Source organism: Parabacteroides sp. AF39-10AC (genome assembly GCF_003635405.1).
Taxonomy (GTDB): domain Bacteria; phylum Bacteroidota; class Bacteroidia; order Bacteroidales; family Tannerellaceae; genus Parabacteroides; species Parabacteroides distasonis.
In genome coordinates this window covers 1-17,474 of sequence record NZ_QTLP01000042.1, presented here as the reverse complement: position 1 = coordinate 17,474, position 17,474 = coordinate 1, and the positions used below count along the sequence as shown (strand labels likewise).

The 17,474-nt window shown below is 44.0% G+C and carries 11 protein-coding genes; 3 read left to right on the top strand and 8 right to left on the bottom strand.

What is annotated here, in order from left to right; translation table 11 throughout:
• Together DW033_RS25120 and DW033_RS22875 are read left to right on the top strand one after the other, a co-directional pair.
• On the top strand, positions 1-200 hold a 200-nt coding region (locus tag DW033_RS25120), incomplete at its 5' end, for a hypothetical protein (protein WP_233554295.1).
• Positions 201-374: 174 nt separating this feature from the next.
• Complete coding sequence (locus tag DW033_RS22875; RefSeq protein WP_005864201.1) at positions 375-2,435, top strand: alpha-L-fucosidase; 2,061 nt, start codon at positions 375-377, stop codon at positions 2,433-2,435.
• A gap of 85 nt (positions 2,436-2,520) precedes the next feature.
• On the opposite strand, the gene DW033_RS22870 is transcribed toward DW033_RS22875, so the two are convergent.
• From DW033_RS22870 to DW033_RS22835, 8 genes are all read right to left on the bottom strand, one after another.
• A complete protein-coding gene (locus DW033_RS22870) occupies positions 2,521-5,352 on the bottom strand; it encodes a transporter substrate-binding domain-containing protein (RefSeq protein WP_122383193.1) in 2,832 nt (943 codons plus the stop codon).
• 271 nt (positions 5,353-5,623) lie between these two features.
• Entirely contained in the window at positions 5,624-6,598 is a 975-nt protein-coding gene (locus DW033_RS22865) for a sugar phosphate isomerase/epimerase (protein ID WP_008781089.1), read from the bottom strand.
• A 17-nt stretch (positions 6,599-6,615) separates the two neighbouring features.
• Positions 6,616-8,298 (bottom strand): carboxylesterase/lipase family protein, encoded by a 1,683-nt coding sequence (locus DW033_RS22860; protein ID WP_122383192.1) that lies wholly within the window; start codon positions 8,296-8,298, stop codon positions 6,616-6,618.
• Between the two features lie 13 nt (positions 8,299-8,311).
• Positions 8,312-9,883: a RagB/SusD family nutrient uptake outer membrane protein gene (locus DW033_RS22855; RefSeq protein ID WP_122383191.1), complete on the bottom strand. Its 1,572-nt coding sequence runs from the start codon at positions 9,881-9,883 to the stop codon at positions 8,312-8,314.
• A gap of 24 nt (positions 9,884-9,907) precedes the next feature.
• Positions 9,908-12,871 (bottom strand): TonB-dependent receptor, encoded by a 2,964-nt coding sequence (locus DW033_RS22850; protein ID WP_008774385.1) that lies wholly within the window; start codon positions 12,869-12,871, stop codon positions 9,908-9,910.
• Between the two features lie 142 nt (positions 12,872-13,013).
• Positions 13,014-14,354: a Gfo/Idh/MocA family oxidoreductase gene (locus DW033_RS22845; protein WP_057326718.1), complete on the bottom strand. Its 1,341-nt coding sequence runs from the start codon at positions 14,352-14,354 to the stop codon at positions 13,014-13,016.
• 26 nt (positions 14,355-14,380) lie between these two features.
• A complete protein-coding gene (locus DW033_RS22840) occupies positions 14,381-15,148 on the bottom strand; it encodes a DUF1080 domain-containing protein (RefSeq protein ID WP_005860843.1) in 768 nt (255 codons plus the stop codon).
• 165 nt (positions 15,149-15,313) lie between these two features.
• The gene (locus DW033_RS22835; RefSeq protein WP_048928746.1) at positions 15,314-16,402 is read right to left on the bottom strand and encodes a Gfo/Idh/MocA family protein; all 1,089 of its coding nucleotides are present in this window, start codon (positions 16,400-16,402) and stop codon (positions 15,314-15,316) included.
• A gap of 242 nt (positions 16,403-16,644) precedes the next feature.
• Here DW033_RS22835 and DW033_RS22830 point away from each other — a divergent pair, with 242 nt between their 5' ends.
• Entirely contained in the window at positions 16,645-17,463 is an 819-nt protein-coding gene (locus DW033_RS22830) for a two-component regulator propeller domain-containing protein (RefSeq protein ID WP_233554293.1), read from the top strand.
• Positions 17,464-17,474: the final 11 nt, after the last annotated feature.

The following is a 17,474-nucleotide window of genomic DNA, read 5'->3' as shown; positions in this document are numbered from 1 at the left end:
TTTTTCAAGTTTTTTACGGCAACGGATATCGGGTACATTATAATATAGGATACGCAAAAATACCGACTGCTCACGGAAACGATATAGCCGGTACCCTTGCCATCATAGCGGCAATACTGTGCCACTACGATGGCACGGCCCTGCCACACGGATGGCACAGCGTTGCCACTGTGATGGCACGACCGTGCCAAAGGCGATAAATAAACTGGCACTGCAAACAATTGATAAACAATCATATGCTAGCATGAAAATTTCCCCAGAGGAGACATCTAAAAGACAGGGGACTTTATCTTTTATCTAGATATCTAAAGACAGAATAAAAATCTGCCGTTTTTTTTCATATATTTGAGGTCTCATCTAAATATAAACAAATAATGAAGCACTTGAGTTCCTCTATTTTATTGGGGCTTGGGTTGTTTTCCTTCTTCTCCTGTAAAGAAGCGACAGCGCCCGCCCCTATCCTGCCCGTTCCCACGCCGGCACAAGTTGAATGGCATAAGATGGAAACATACGCCTTTGTCCATTTCGGATTAAATACGTTCAATGATCTGGAATGGGGTTACGGAAATACTCCCGCCTCCACATTCAATCCAACGGATCTGGATTGCGATCAATGGGCGCAAACAATCAAAGCCGCCGGATTGAAAGGCGTAATCTTAACCACCAAGCATCACGATGGTTTCTGTCTATGGCCTACCGCCACAACCGAATATAGCGTAAAGAATTCTCCTTGGAAAGATGGCAAAGGGGATATGGTAAAAGAACTATCCGACGCTTGTAAGAAACACGGGCTGAAATTCGGTGTCTATCTCTCCCCTTGGGACAGAAACAGTGAGAACTACGGACAACCGGGATATGTAGAGAAATTCCATGCCCAATTACATGAATTAGTCTCCAACTATGGCCCGTTGTTCGAATACTGGTTTGATGGGGCAAACGGTGGCAATGGCTGGTATGGCGGCACGAATGAAACCCGTGCTATAGACGCCAAGACCTATTATCAATATGAGCGGGCACGAGACACGATCAAGGCGCACCACCCGGACATCATGGTTTTCGGAGGGACAGTACCCGATATCCGCTGGATCGGTAACGAGGAAGGTTGGGCCGGTGATACCCAATGGAGCATCTTCGCCCCGGAACCCTCCATGCCTACTTTCCAACAGAGTGTATGGGGAGATGAGAACGGACCGATGTGGCTAGGTGGGGAATGCGATGTATCTATCCGTCCGGGATGGTTCTATCACTCCCGGGAAGATCACCAAGTCAAATCTCTGGCAAAATTAGTCGATCTTTATTACCGAAGCGTCGGGCATAACGCCAATTTCCTATTGAACTTCCCCGTAGCGTTGAACGGAAAAATAAGTCCGGTAGACTCCGCCCGTGCCGTACAATGGTATCAAACCATCCAAAATGACTTTAAGGAGAATCTTTTGAAAGGATGTTACGTACAAGCGAGCAATAAAAGAGGACGTAATTTTAGTCCCAATAAGGCAGTAGATGGGGATTGGGATACCTATTGGGCTACGGACGATGGAGTAACCAGTGGTTCATTGACTTTCACGTTAACCCATCCTACCGATGTAAACCGCTTGGTAATACAAGAATATATCCCATTAGGACAACGAGTACGCTCGTTCAATATCGAACTCGAGCAAGGGGGTAAATGGATTCCGGCACAGACCGTGGATTCTACGACAACTGTCGGCTATAAACGAATTGTCCGTTTCCAGACCGAGAAAGCGGAGAAGATACGCATCAACTTCACGGACGCCCGCGGGCCGCTTTGTATCAATAACGTGGAGGCATACCTTGCCCCCGCCTTGGTGACCGAGCCAACGATTGCCCGTAATATCAATGACGAAGTAACCATACAGGCCGGGGATAAAGGCTCCGAGGTTCATTATACCACCGACGGTTCAGATCCGACCAAGGACTCACCGCTTTATCAGGCGCCATTCGCTTTCGCTCAAAAAGGAACTGTCAAGGCGATTGCCTATGATCCGACTTTCGATACAGTCAGTCCGGTTTCCGCGCAAACGTTCGATATTCCTGCTTGTGATTACACGATCGTATCACCGAAAGATGAGAAAACCAGCCTGATCCTAGACGGAAACGGCTACACAACCTACTATTTGCCACAAGGGAAACAAGAGTTAGTCGTACAATTAGCGAAAGAAATGCCTATATCCGGATTCCGCTACACCCCGAACCAAGGACGTGACGCAAGCGGTCATATCTCCAACTATCAATTATATATTAATGGAAAGAAGGTGGCCGAAGGCGAATTCTCCAATATCAAGGCTAACCCGATCGAGCAAGTCGTACATTTCCCGATAACGAAAGGTAACCAAATCCGTTTGGTCGCAACCCGTATCGTAGATAATAAAAAGCAAGCGGGTATCGGTGAATTCTCGGTAATTACGGAAAAATAAAGAATATCTAATAAAAGCAGAAGGGACCGCCTCGAAAGTTTAATTTTCAGAGGCGGACCCTTTTAATTATTTATCAATCTTTTATTTATCCTTGAAGGTACCGGTTCATTTGCTTATACACGGCACGTATATTTAATGGTTTAGATATATGAGCGTTCATACCGGCCTCCCTACTTTTCTGCACATCCTCAGCGAATGCGTTGGCTGTCATAGCGAAGATAGGAACCTTTTGAGCATCAGAACGCCCTAATGCACGAATACATCGGGTAGCCTCATAGCCATCCATATGCGGCATCTGCACATCCATCAATATCAAATCATAATATCCTTCGGCAGACTCCTTAAACATCTCTACGGCCTGTACCCCGTCCTCAGCACTCTCCACCGACGCACCGGTAACTCCGATCAATTCCTCCGCTATCTCCCGGTTAAGCTCATTGTCCTCAACCAATAAGATCCGTTTACCTTTGAAGTCATAATCAACAGCATAACAATCCTTCGCAAGGTCATTCCTCCCATTAATATCGGAAAAACGAGTGGGCTTACCCGATTCCTTTATTTTGCCGAAAGGCAGATCAACGGTGAATGTACTGCCACTCCCCTGCACGCTCGTCACATGTATGCCACCACCCATCAACCCTGTGAAACGCTTAACGATAGAAAGCCCTAATCCTGTACCTCCATATTTATAAGTAACATCCACATTTTCCTGTTCGAACGATTCGAAGATTTTATCATAGTTCTCCTCGGCTATACCACATCCCGTATCGATTACCTCGAAACGTAGGTAAACATTCTCTTGATCCTCACCTGTTTTAGATACCCGAAGTTTAATCATTCCCTTGGCCGGCGTAAATTTCAGCGCATTCGATAACAGGTTGGAGAGAACTTGATTCAAGCGCAAGGAGTCTCCTATAATCTGTACTTCCAGATCACTAGCCAATATCGTCTCATAGCTGATCCCTTTACTCTTGGCCTGCTCGCCATACAGATTTTCAAAGTCCTGCAAGAATGCCCGGAAATTAAAGCTCTCATGTCGAAGTTCCACTTTTCCGCTTTCTATCTTCGACATATCCAGCACGTCGTTAATGAGAGCGAGAAGATGCTTGGAAGACATGATTACTTTCTCAAGACAGTCCTTTATCTTATCGGTATTATCTATGTTTTGCATGGCGATAGTACTCATACCTACAATTCCGTTCATCGGCGTACGGATCTCATGACTCATCCGGGAAAGAAACTCGCTCTTCGCCAAGTTAGCCGCCTCAGCCCGTTTCAGGTTGCCCTGTATCACGGTCGCTTTCATCCGGGCCCCTATAGCCAGCAGTAATGCCGTAAATAGCACCGACAAGACAAACATCACGATAAACATAAATTGTAAGGGATTCGCATATATAAAGTCCGTAAGAGAGAATTCACTCACGCCGATAGATTCCAGATTCCGATTGCGTATAACAGTCCTCTCGGACTCAGAAAGATTATTGATCGCCTTGTTGAGTACGGTTAATAAATCCGGGTCAACCGGGGTAGGTAACGCAAAACTTATCGCACTCTGATCATTGACCAATGTCACAGGAGCAAGATTGGTGAAATGATAACGCGAAATATCCTGTTCCATTTTAGAGGACAATCCATAGATAAAATCAGCCTCTCCGCTATTGACAGCGGCTAATGCCTCCTTAATGCCCGGATAGGACCGAATCTTCTCCGCAGATATGCCACTTGGAAATCGCTGACTTTCCACCAAAGCACCAACCAAACCCGGAGCGGGATAACTACAGGCTTTATTGCGTACTATGATATTGTTCGCACTCACATAAGAGGCTGAAAGCGCAAGCCCTAGCTGGGCCGCATCGTTCTCATCTCCCAAGAAAAAGCCTAAGATATCAGCTTTCCCTCGTTGTACCAGATGGACCGCATCACTATAATTCTTCGCATACACATACGAAAAATCCAAACCCGTAAAGTCCTTGATCTCATCCAATACATCCACCATGATACCGACATGGTTCTTCTGAGAGGTTTCTTTACAATAAAAAGGATACCAATTCTCCGGAACGGCTACCGTGATCGTTTTCCTTTTCTTGACATATTCCAGATCCCGGTCACTAAATTGGATATTTACAAGTCGGGCAGGAAAGTTAGCGGCATAACGCTCTGCCGCGAAATTTGGATTGGCATCCAAGATCCGTTCCAAAGCCATATTCAAACCATCCAATACTTCCTTATTACCCGGATTGGTTACGATATAATAGGGTTGAGAATTATATGTAGCGATCACCCGTACAGAATCGTGATTGTAAATAATGCCACTCAACAGCAAGTCTATCTCTCCATTCATTAAATAAAAATATAATCCCTCGTCGTTCTTCTGCATATCTTTCAAGCTGTAATATTGGAACTTACAGTCTAATCCGTTGATAGCCAAAAACTCCTTGAGGCGGCGAATATTTTCTTTCGCATTCTCATATACACCGATGGTTTTCCCGTTCATACTCTCCAAATTATAGCTATGGATAGTACGATCGTCAGAACGAGCAAGCAACAAAGAACGGCTATATCCCATATTGTAATCCGGATAAGCATAATATTTCTCTAAACCGGGTATATAATAGTTTCCACCCATCAATTCATACTGACCTGCGATAAATTCATTCAACACGGTTTGCCTATTCGTATCAATGTACTCGTATTCCCAACCGGTATATTTGGCAATCTCATTGAGATAGTCCACGAGCATACCATGATAACTACCGTCCTCCGCCGTCCAACTCATGCCTACCACCTGCGGAAAGGCAACCCGGAGCACACGTTTTTCACTTGTCCGTGCTAACGTAGACAAATGAAACGCCAGCATTATAAATACTAACAAACTTATAGTTATACCATGACCCACATATCTCAGAAGTAAATTCATTATAATGTATATCTTTTATTATCGGCTTTCCCGATGATAACAACCCCTAGACCTCTCCGCAAAACAACGGTTTATTTAGGATAATGCCTATTCATTCTGGTGAACAAAGCTTTTGCGTACCCCAAAACAGAGTACGCAAATATACTACTTTTTATATCACAGCGGATTATAAAATAATTGATTTTTAAAAGAAGATACTATAAAAACAGAAGGGACCGCCTCGAAGGTAAAACACCTCGAGGCAGTCCCTTTCCTAAATCCCAACAAACTTTTATCCCATCGAACTATTGATTACCTGTGTGGTTTTCTCAAAACTCTTCTTTAAGACCTCCTTTACATCCATGGTTTCCCAATATCCCTTATTAAAAAGCTCTACGGATAACCCACCCCGGAAACCGGAGTCGTATAGCAAAGGAAGTACCTTATTAAACGGGCAAATACCATCTCCCGGAAACACCCGATCCGAATCTCTCAACTCCGTACGAGGAGGCAACTCCGGATAATCGTTGATATGAAAAACCGGAAGGATCTTACCATTTATCAAGCGTAAACTATCAAAACTATTTCCTCCTCTGTACAAATGGTAGAAATCCAATAAGACAGAAGCCCGCGAATGCCCGGAGGCGATCGCTATCGCCATGGTATCCGATAATTGATTCAGAACCCCGGCTCCCCATAGTTCCAATATCGGAGTGACACCCATCTCATCCCCTAAATCCAGTATCGCCCGATAGCGTTCGGAATACTCTGGCAACCGTGTACGATCCAGTTGAGTAACTCCTTGAGCAGGAGCGGCGATAAATTTACCGCCCAATCCCGCTACCATCTCCATATCATGCCGCATTTGGTTTAGCCCTTCCTTCCGTTTCGAAGGATCATCGGCAAACCACGAGGCAAAACCGATCATATTCTCCAATAAAAGTCCGGAACCTTCCAGCTGACGCCTGAGTGTCTCATAAGTTCCCCCTTGCTTTACGAACGCATCCACATCACGGGTCCATAACTCAATTCCCTCAAAACCAGCCTCGGCACATAAGTCAATCTGTTTTTGAACAGGAAGTTTATAACCCGCTATCGTAGAGACATTGAGACAGACACGGAAAGGACGTTTCGAAGAGGATGCTTCGGGTGATGGCTCCTCTTTTTTCTTCGGAGCGCAAGAAGCCAAGCCTGCGAACGTACTGCCCAAAACCGCCAGACCGGTAGTCCGAAGCATATTACGTCTTGAAATCTTTTTCTCAAGCATAACACTCTCGTTTTAAATTAAACCTCCAAAGATTTACGGGCCTCCCGGTCCGGATCATTCCGAGCCTCACACGTATTATTCAAGATCATCACCTCTCCATTTTCTTCCGTGTATTTCGGCCAAACGGGTAACTCTCCTCCGTTCGGATCTCCTGTCCGCATGAAATTCAACAAAGCGCCAGACATCTTATCTGACAACGCACGAGGTACCTTACCTCCACCCGTATGGGTAAACATCCGATCCGTATTTTTAAACCAGAAACAGATATCCGAGCAATGGAACGCACGCATACGGTTATTAAACAAGGGCGGACACCAGCCAAACCAAGCTACATACACAGGCTGGCCTTGCTTTAATTTTGCGTTAGCCGCCTCAACCACTCGTTGACGGGAAGACAAAATCATCGCCCAAAGCTCCATCGGAGTCTTATCCGGGAAATTCTTGGCGAAAGCCTTCACGATCGATTCCGCTTTATCACCATATTGACTTCTCAGTTTCTCGATCACACCGTCTTGAGTGATTTTTTCCAAGGCCGCATCCGCCCTGTTCGGGTTCCATTCATGGAAAGTCGTACAGAATATCATCGGGACGACAGGAGACTCCAAATGGCTCTCACCGGAGTAGAATACACCGGCCGGAATATTCCGGTCATCAGCAACAGGACCAAAAGTCCGTCTCATGCTAATCCCTTGATCTTCCCAGCACTTTTTACAAGCCCTATCCGCTATATCCAAATATTCCCGCCAAGGTATTCTTTGCAATTTATCCAGTTGGGAAGCGGTCAGCCCCGCTTCTCTCAAAATATATTCTCCCACCTTCCGGGTCATCACCTGATCGGAAGCTCCTACCGTAGATCCACTTAAAGCCACGGCTCTATGGACCAAACCTTTTGCCGCCGGCATAGCGGCTACCGTACAGACCTTAGAACCTCCTCCGGATTGTCCCATAACCGTTACGTTCCCGGGATCTCCACCGAAATTGGCGATATTATCATGTACCCATCGCAAGGCGGCAATAATATCTAACATCCCCACGTTTCCGGAATCCTTATACGCTTCTCCACCAACACCAGATAAGTCAGAGAAGCCAATCGGCCCCAACCGATGATTAATGGAACAGAATACGATATCTCCTTCCCGGCTTATATTCTCTCCATGATATCCATCCTGCTCGATCCCACTACCATTTGTAAAACCACCGCCATGCAGCCACACCAATACGGGACGTTTCTTACCATCCGCAATGCCCGGTGTCCATACATTTAAATATAAGCAATCCTCACTCACATCCCAGTAGTTCCAATGATCGGCAAAAGTTCCGTAATTATTGGGCCACCGGTTCTCCATACGTTGCGGCGCCGTATTCCCATAAAAAACCGCCGGTCTCACATCTGTCCACGGCTCTGGCTTTTGGGGAGGCATAAAGCGATTTTTTCCCGACGTATCAGCCCCATAAGGAACTCCCAAGAACGTATATACATGATTCAGCAGATATCCCTGCACCTTCCCATACTCTGTCTGGGCGATGGCGATATCGTCACCGATAAATAAAAACTGTCCATCCTCTCCTTCCTTGACGTTTTGTTTAAGGGAGGAATCCCCGGACGGGGCACATGAGGAAGCCGTTACCAAGCTTCCCATGCTTAAAGAGGCTGTGCCCAGTCCTAGGTTTTTCACGAATTGTCGTCTATCCATATGCATAAAAACACAACTATTAATATCCCGGATTCTGTTTCCAAGATTGGTTTTTCGTAATCTGATCGTATGGTATCGGGAATAAATCACGCGAATTATTATTCAAGGCTTCCTTAAATGTCCAGCAACCTTTAGCGAACTTATCCCAACGAACCAAGTCTTGACGACGCCAACCTTCCCACGCAAATTCACGGCCACGTTCATTGATCAACTCATCCAACGTTAATGTTTCCGGAGTATACACGGGTTGATTTGCCCTTTCACGTATTAACTGGAATGCAGGTTCCGCACACAAAGCTGATAAAGTAGCGGCATTACCACCTCTCAAAATAGCTTCAGCCTTCATATAATAGATATCAGCTAAACGATATAAAACAAAATCATTGTTCATATTACCAGTCATACCCAACTCATATTCATACTTCTGAATACGAGCGCCTTCCCAACGATAAGCGGCATTAATAGAAGATACCTCAATAGTCAATTCCAATTGTTTTCCCGGATTATCACCATCCTCAACAGGCTCGCCCGTGACCTTATCATAAATCAAACCGTAAATAAAAGTCGCCTTTTTCCGAGTATCGTCATCTTTATATAAAGCAAGGAAGTCCGGAGTAGCGCAACCTCCATTCCAACCGCCCACATTTATACCCCACATCTGGCGAGACTTGGGATGTCCGGAGAATTTATGGAAATGAAACTCGTAGTCTCCATTTGAATTGATACCATTTTGCATCGGTACCACGAAAATATTTTCTTTACAAGACTCATTCGCCACTTTAAATGGAGCGGAGAAATCAGATACGACCTCATAATATCCGGAGTTAATCACTTTATCGCAATACTCTATCACTTTATTCATATCGTCCTTATCATAAGAAGAGGCCCCTTTGAACACCTTAGCGTTCAAATATAGTTTTGCCAACATCGTATAAGCCATCGATTTCGTACATCTTCCATAATTCTCGGCAGACGGAGCGTCATCCAAATATTCCATATTATCTAAGATACAATCTACGACTTTCTGATAAAGCTCAGGACGGCTTGTCTGAGGAGAAGCCGTGATTTCACTCTCATACGTGTCGATATAAGGAACGTTCCCGAATAAATCCAGTAAGATAGAATAATAGAAACATCTCAAGATGACAGTCTCCGCACGATATTTATTATAGATATCGACATCCATCTCCTCTTTATATATATCCAAGTCGTAAACCACACGGTTACATGTCGTTATTCCAGAAAATACGGAAATCCACACATTATTCAATGCATCCAGATTGTATTGCCATTGATGACGATGGAAATCCTGCCATACCCCTCCGTCATACCAGTCATTACCCGGCGCACGAGTCGGAACAACACATTCATCCGAGGAAACAGTCTGCAACCCCCATACTCCCCAGTGATTCTGATAAGCCTGCAATTCCGCATAGGCAGCACCTACCGCTTGCGGAATCAAAGAAGGATCCGCATAAAAGTCATTTGATACCATTTGTCCCGTCGTATCTTCATCCATATCCGTACAAGAAGGAGCGATAACCAAGAAACAAATCATTGATACTATATATATTAAACTATATTTTTTCATAACCTTCGATATTTAGAGTATCCATTAAAACGTAACATTCAAACCAAGAATAAAAGAACGGCTAGCCGGATAATAACGAGTCCTCTCAATACCCATATTATCTAATCCTACCATATCAACCTCCGGGTCGATACCCTTATAGCCAGTGATCGTAAACAAGTTCTGACCAGTCAAGTACAAACGTAAGTTTTGCATGAAACCTAATTTCTTCACCGGTACATTATAACCCAATGTGATATTGTCCAACTTCACAAAAGAACCATCCTCCAAATAATAACTAGAGGCTTGAGCCGCATCTTGCAACGGGATATCCATTACCGAAGCCAACATATTCTTCTCCTTTCCAGCCACATTCCGATTCTCCAATGCCATACGGCTTACATTATATACATCATTGCCTACGACAGCACGGAATGTAAACGATAAATCGAAGTCACGATATTTAAACTCGTTAGTCCATCCTGCTATAAAATCAGGTTGCGCATTACCTACGATCTCACGATCCTCATTATATGTAAAGTCACCACTACCATCGACATCCTTGAATTTCCATTTACCATCTTCCGTAAATCCCTCGAATACCGGCAAATAAAAATCACCGACCTTGCCACCCGGGACCAAACGAATCAATGGAGTCGAGTTCATACCTCCTAAATCACCATCCGACAAATAACCAGTTTCAATCCAGTCTGTCTGGAAAGTCTCATTACTTAATTTGTCCAATTTATTCGTATTGAATGAGAAGTTAATAGAACTAGTCCACGAGAAGTTCTTATTCTGCACTGGGGTTCCGGAAACAGAGAATTCCAGACCTTTACTTGTAGCATCACCCACATTCGCCAACATAGAAGAATATTGGTAAGGAGGAGTCGGGACCTTATATTCATACAACAAATCTGAAACCTTACGGGTATATAAATCAACGGTCACGTTCAAGCGGTTATTCAACGCTGCAAAATCAACACCTAGATTCCATTCGCCTTTCCGCTCCCATTTCAAATCCGGATTCTGGTTCTGTGTCGGCCCATAAGCATTGATCCATTGTTTAGAAGTATGATCATAAAAACGGCCTACCACTCCCATCATTGACAAAGACAAATAATTATCTGAAGGCATATTTCCTGTCACGCCATATCCCAAGCGCAATTTCAAATCGTTAATCCAGCTAGCGCTTTCCATAAAAGCCTCATTACCGATAGACCAACCGACACTTACCGCAGGGAAAGTTCCCCATTTATAATCCGCACCTAAACGAGTAGAACCCTCACGTCGTACAGACGCTGATAACAAGTAACGATTTCCCCAGTTATAATTTACACGGCCGAAGAACGAAACCAAATTATCTTGAGAAACCGAACCATCCATCATGCTTTGGCTAGGGTTATTAATCAAGTTACTACCCGCACCCAAATTATAGTAAGAATATACATCCGAATCAAAATTCGAGTTGTTCATGCCAAATGACTCCCGATAATTATGCTCATAGGTATATCCACCTAATACCACTAAATGATGTTCTCCAAAAGATTTTACATAGTCGATCGTCGTCTCCAGTGTTTTATTAAAACGAGTATTAAAACTCCGAGACGCTGACCCGAAACTAGAAGTGTTAAATACCTCTCGTGAGGTATAAGTACCCTTATTTATATCAGAGTATTTCAATGAGCCAAAAGCTTGCGCACGAAGTCCTTCCAAAATATTCCAAGTTACACGAGCAGACCCTTGGAAAAGTCCGCCTTTTGTACGACGGTCACGCTGCATAATATAAGCCACCGGATTTGAATATCCCTGAATATCCAGCGCATAATACCCTCCGGCATCTATCGTTCCCGTCTCGTCGTATACGGGTGCCGTAGGATTATAATAATACGCATGCTTAAAAGCGGAATAATCATCATAGCTGGAATTCTCACCTTCCCGGTCAAAACGACGATAAGTAGCGTCGTATGCTATTTGAATCTTTTTATCGAATAAATTCTGATTAGCGGAAAAACGAGCGATCATCTCATTGAACCCAGACTTAAGAGCGATACCTTGATTATTTCGATAAGATACAGAAGCCCGGTAATTAAAATCGGTCGTACCTCCTGTCAATGCCAAGTTATGCGAATGGGAGAACGGAGTTCGGGTAATCTCATCCATCCAATTCGTATCATATCCCCGGTCGTTTCCCCCATTTGCCAAAAACTGGTCACGATCCATGACTTCCAATTGATTGGCTATGGAAGAGATAGACATATATCCATTGTAGGTAACGCTCATCTTCCCGGCAGAACCTCGTTTTGTCGTAACCAAGATAACGCCATTCGTTCCGCGGGTTCCATATATCGCCGCCGCTGAACCATCCTTCAACACATCGATACTTTCAATATCATCTTGTGGAATAGCGGATAAATCCCCTTGGGGAATACCGTCAATAACGATCAACGGAGAGGTATTACCGGTTAAGGATGAAGTTCCGCGTAATTGGAACTTATACTCTCCATTCGGGTCGCCGGCATTTGGTTTGGATATATTCAAACCTGCCACTTTACCTTGTAACATACCCATTGGGTCAGACTGTACGCCCTTGATCAAGTCTCCCTCTTTCAAGCCTGCTACAGAGCCGGTCAATTCTTTCTTTTTCTGAGAGCCATATCCCACGGCTACCACTTCTTGAAGTCCGATACTTTCTTCCTCCAAGCTCACATTTATCGTGTTCTTTCCATTTACCGGAATCTCCGCGGTCTTATATCCAATATAAGAAACGATCAATACGGCATTTGATGATACATTCGAGATCTGATACATACCGCTTATATCAGAAATCGTACCGTTAGTCGTTCCTTTCACCGCTACATTGGCGCCAATGATCGGTTCGCCTGTCATAGATTCCTTTACAACTCCTTTTACTGTAATCGTTTGCGCCATCATGGGAAAGAATAACGCCAAACTAACGATCAAAAACAGGGCCTTTCGAAGCCATACTTTCTTTTTTTGATTTTCCATAACTCATTCATTTAAAGTTGACATTGTTTTTACAAAAAACGACCGGAGATCTCAATGTGCTGTAATTCAAATCGTATGGTAATGGTTATATATAATAGAGTATTAAAATCCACCGGTCGTTGTTTTTAAGCATTCAATCGCATTAAACTTTCGGGAATTGCCACGGGCTTCTATAGCTCCGCTTCAAATACGCGTCCGCTTTCGGATTATCCACAAACTTACGAGCTTGCGGATCATACACAACACGAGTTCCCGTCAAATATGAGATATTAGCCATATGGGCTAGGATCGTCGCGAAAGCCCCTTTCTCGATCGGGCTGTTCGTCTCAATAGATTTATTTAATATACACTTACACCAATTCGTCGCATGGGCCTCAATACCGCCATCCTCGAACTTCCCGACAAGCTGGGAACGGTCGGTTAATAACTCACCCTCCCGGTTCTTCTCTGGAATCAATTCATAACCTTCACGATTACATACTAAGGTAGCTTTACTTCCTACCCAAGCTACCCCTTGATTCCGATTATACAGGTGAGCGACTTGTTGTGCCCATTCTATATGGAAATTCTTATATTGGAAGATCGTTGTCTGGCAACTGGGAGTCTCATTAAAAGAGGTAGGATCTTTATAAGCCGTAGAGAATACCGCCTCCGGATATTCACGGTCACACAATCCTAACGCTTTCAATCCATCGAACGCAGAGTCTATCCAATGCACTCCCCAGTCGGTTTGCTGGCCGCCTCCATAATCCCAAAAGCCACGCCATCCACGAAAACGGTAATTATTAAATGGACGCTCGGGAGCCGGACCCAACCACATATTGTAATCTAATGTAGAAGGAACCGGAGAATCCGCTACGGCCGGACGTGGGTCCGTCGATTGGCAAAGCCATAGCTGAACTTTATAAACATCCCCCAACACACCGGATTTCAATATCTCATTAGCCGCCAAGAAATATCGTTGACTAGTCTGCCATAAGCCAGTTGTTACCACCCCTTTATATTTCTTTTGGAAATCCATCATCGAATGGCACTCCGGAATCGAATTACCAACCGGCTTTTCCACATAAATCGCCTTGCCCGCTTTTAAAGCCTCAGCGAAGATGTAAGGATGCCAATGATCCGGTGTTGCGATAATGACCCCGTCGATATCCTTATTTGCCAAGACTTCCCGGAAGTCACTATATGCCTTGATCGAAGTCGTTTGGTTCGGAAAGTCTTTTTTGAAACGTGCGATCTGCTCATCAAGTCTCACTTTGTTCACGTCGCACATGCCCACACAATGTACCCACGGATTATCAGTCAAAGCCCCTTGCAAATCACGGCATCCCATACCGACACCTATTACAGCGATATTCACCCGCCCATTTATAGTCTCTTCCTTATGAGAGACGGTAGGAGCTGCCGATGCCAAAAGAGGTGAGATACCTAAGCCAGCGGCCAACATCGTCGAGTTCTTTAAAAAATTCCTACGTGTAGTCATAAATCATTATTTTAAGGTTATACAATTTATAAATTACGAATCCATATATTACGGAAAGCCACTTCCACTCCATGATCCTGTAAGCTTAATGGCAGACGGCCATGCGCTACATATTTAGGTAAACCGGTATATGGGGTCGTTCCTTTCAGTACATAATTATTCTGTACTACGATACCGTTCAATACCACGGTAATCATAGCGGGAGATTCCAATTCATCGTTTGTCCCGAAACGGGGAGCTTTCCAATAAATATCATAAACCTGCCACTCATTTGTCTTCGTGAAAGCATTTACCAACGGTGCGCTTTGCTTATAAATACTGCCGACCCAGCCATTCACATACGTAGGATTATCCTCACAATCCAAAACCTGCACCTCATAACGGCTTTGTAACATAATGCCACTATTACCTTTCATCTGTAATGTATTATCCTTTCCCGGTGTAGGGGTCTTGAACTCGATATGTAACTGGCAATCTCCAAAATAATCTTTTGTCCGGATCGATCCGGTCCCAGAAGCCACAATCATCGCCCCATCCTTTACGGTCCATTTAGCGGGACCTCCATCTTTTCCTGCGGATTCCCACATAGAAAGATCTTTTCCATCAAACAGGATGATCGCATCGGAAGGAGCACCAGTTCCTACACCCGGCTTTACCTTAGGAGGAACCGGATAATACCATTCAGTACTCTCAGGTTTCCATCTTTCCGGTGGTCTTTGTTGTTGATTACTTTGTTGGGCGCTCATAAAAAACGCTCCACATAAAAGACTGATAAGAACAATCATTTTTTTCATGCTACATAGTATTAAATTAATGTTTCTATTTTCGCTCTATGAACAAGCTGCCGCAAATATATCACGCATACGAAAATTCCTCTTTTTCTATTTTATCAAAATCGTTTCCGATTGTCGCATAATACAAGTTCCAGCCTGTTTCCTCCGGTCATTGAGAAAATCGTATCAAGAATGAGACAATTTTACATGGCGAAGCAAGCCATACCCTTCCGTCATATTCCGTCTTCTCTCCCGGATTTCCTCCAAGGTTTGTAGATTCCCGATAGAAGGCATCTCATTTCGTCTAGCGTTATCCAAAAATTTCCACGCATACTCGGAAGCGATAGCGGAATCACGCATCAGCGGTAGGCGGGAATGAAAAACTCCGGTCCGTACGGAATCTGCGAACAAATCACATAGCGTACTTATATTTTTCCCCCCATAGGGCTTCTCGATCCGGTGTGTTTCATTAACACCTCTCAACTCCACGACCGCAGTCTTAAAATCATGACTCATCCGGGCGATTCCTTTCGTTCCTATTACATCTATGTAAGAGTTATGCGTTTGGTCTTTCGATAATTGTCCATACACATGCCCTTGTGTTATATCAAATACCACCCCGTTCTCAAATGTCCCGTGACATTGCAACCACCAAGGTTCGGGATAATCCCACATCCGGATCGCCTGCGCATGCCATGTCTTATACTCGCATCCGGCATACCACCGGGAAATGTCCACATAATGCATTCCGCAATCATGAAAAGACGGACCTTCATATTCATGACCTTCACCCGGAGCCAACCCCGGAGTCATATGGCAAATGCGAATGATCGCCAAATCTCCGATCTCTCCTCTCCGGATAAATTCTTTAATCGTATTATGGTACCAAGAATTACGCAAATACAAATTAACGGCCGAGAACAAACTTGAGTTTTCCACGCATTTCACGACCTCCCATTCATGCTCGATCGTATCTGCGACCGGTTTCTCTGAGATGACATGTTTGCCAAATGCCATTGCCTTCTTAATTTGCCTCAACCGGGAATCCGCCAATGTAAATAAACCGACCACTTGTACTTCCGGGTCCTCGAATACAACTTGCTCATCCGCTACGATTCGGGATGTCGGCGACTTTCTCCTTGCCAAATCTCGTGCCTCTGGGTCCGTATCGCAGATGTAAAGTACCTCCCATTGATCGCTCTTCCGCATCTCCTCCAAATAAAATCCACCCATGCGACCAAAACCTATTATACCTACTTTTACTTTTTGATTCATATTCTATCTTTTAAAGATTCACACTGTTTTTGCCAAAATTAAAGCCCCTTGAGTCAAACAGTATTACACTTTTCTCTCAAAATTATTACCTATCGTCTCAACAAACAGTCTTGCAAGGAACGGCTTTTAAAGCCAAAAACTGAAGTCTGGACATTGAAACAAAATGAAAAACAATGATACGATACTGCTATGGAAAGTCTAGGAAAAGGCTTTATATTGCGCATGAAATACAAGGGAGATCTATGAAAAAAAACTTGATGAATTATTTATACGTCCTATTATTTGTAGTAACCGCAATAGAGCTCAACGCCCGGTCATACTACTTTAAATCCTATGAGGTAGAAGATGGATTAAGCAATAATAACGTGACATGTTGTGTCCAAGATCATTATGGCTTTATGTGGTTTGGAACACGGGACGGGCTCAATCGATTTGACGGGAACAAATTCCATATCATAAAAAATCAAACCAAGCAGAGAGGAACTTTAATAAGTAGCTGGATTACCGACTTGGCGATAAGCCCTTCCGGTGAACTCTGGGTGGGTACTAATATGGGAGTACAAAAATACGATTACCAAACCGATACTTTTTCCTTGATAAAGTTCACGAAAGGAATCGGCTGTACCTATCTGGAATTTGATCACCAAGGGAATCTGTGGATGCTGTTATCCGGCTTTTCTCTTATTAAATATAATGAGCAATCCGAGCTACACCAAAACTACCTGTATAAGGATAGTGATCCGATCACCTCTTTCTATATCACCCCCCAAGATCAGATCTGGGGCACCACGCTAAACGGCAATGTCGTCCTCTTAGACCCGACCGATAACAAATTCATCCCTCTAAATATCCATAACGGTAGCGACACCCTACATATAGATAATATGACGACTCTATGGGCATCCCCGTCCGATAATACATTACTGATAGGTACAAGCGATAACGGAGTCAAACAAGTCAATATACAAACAGGTGTTTGCCGAAATGTTCTTACCCAGCAAAAGAACAGCCCCCTCTATACGAGGGCACTGAAAAAGTCCTTTCATAGGATAATTGTCTGATATAATCGGCA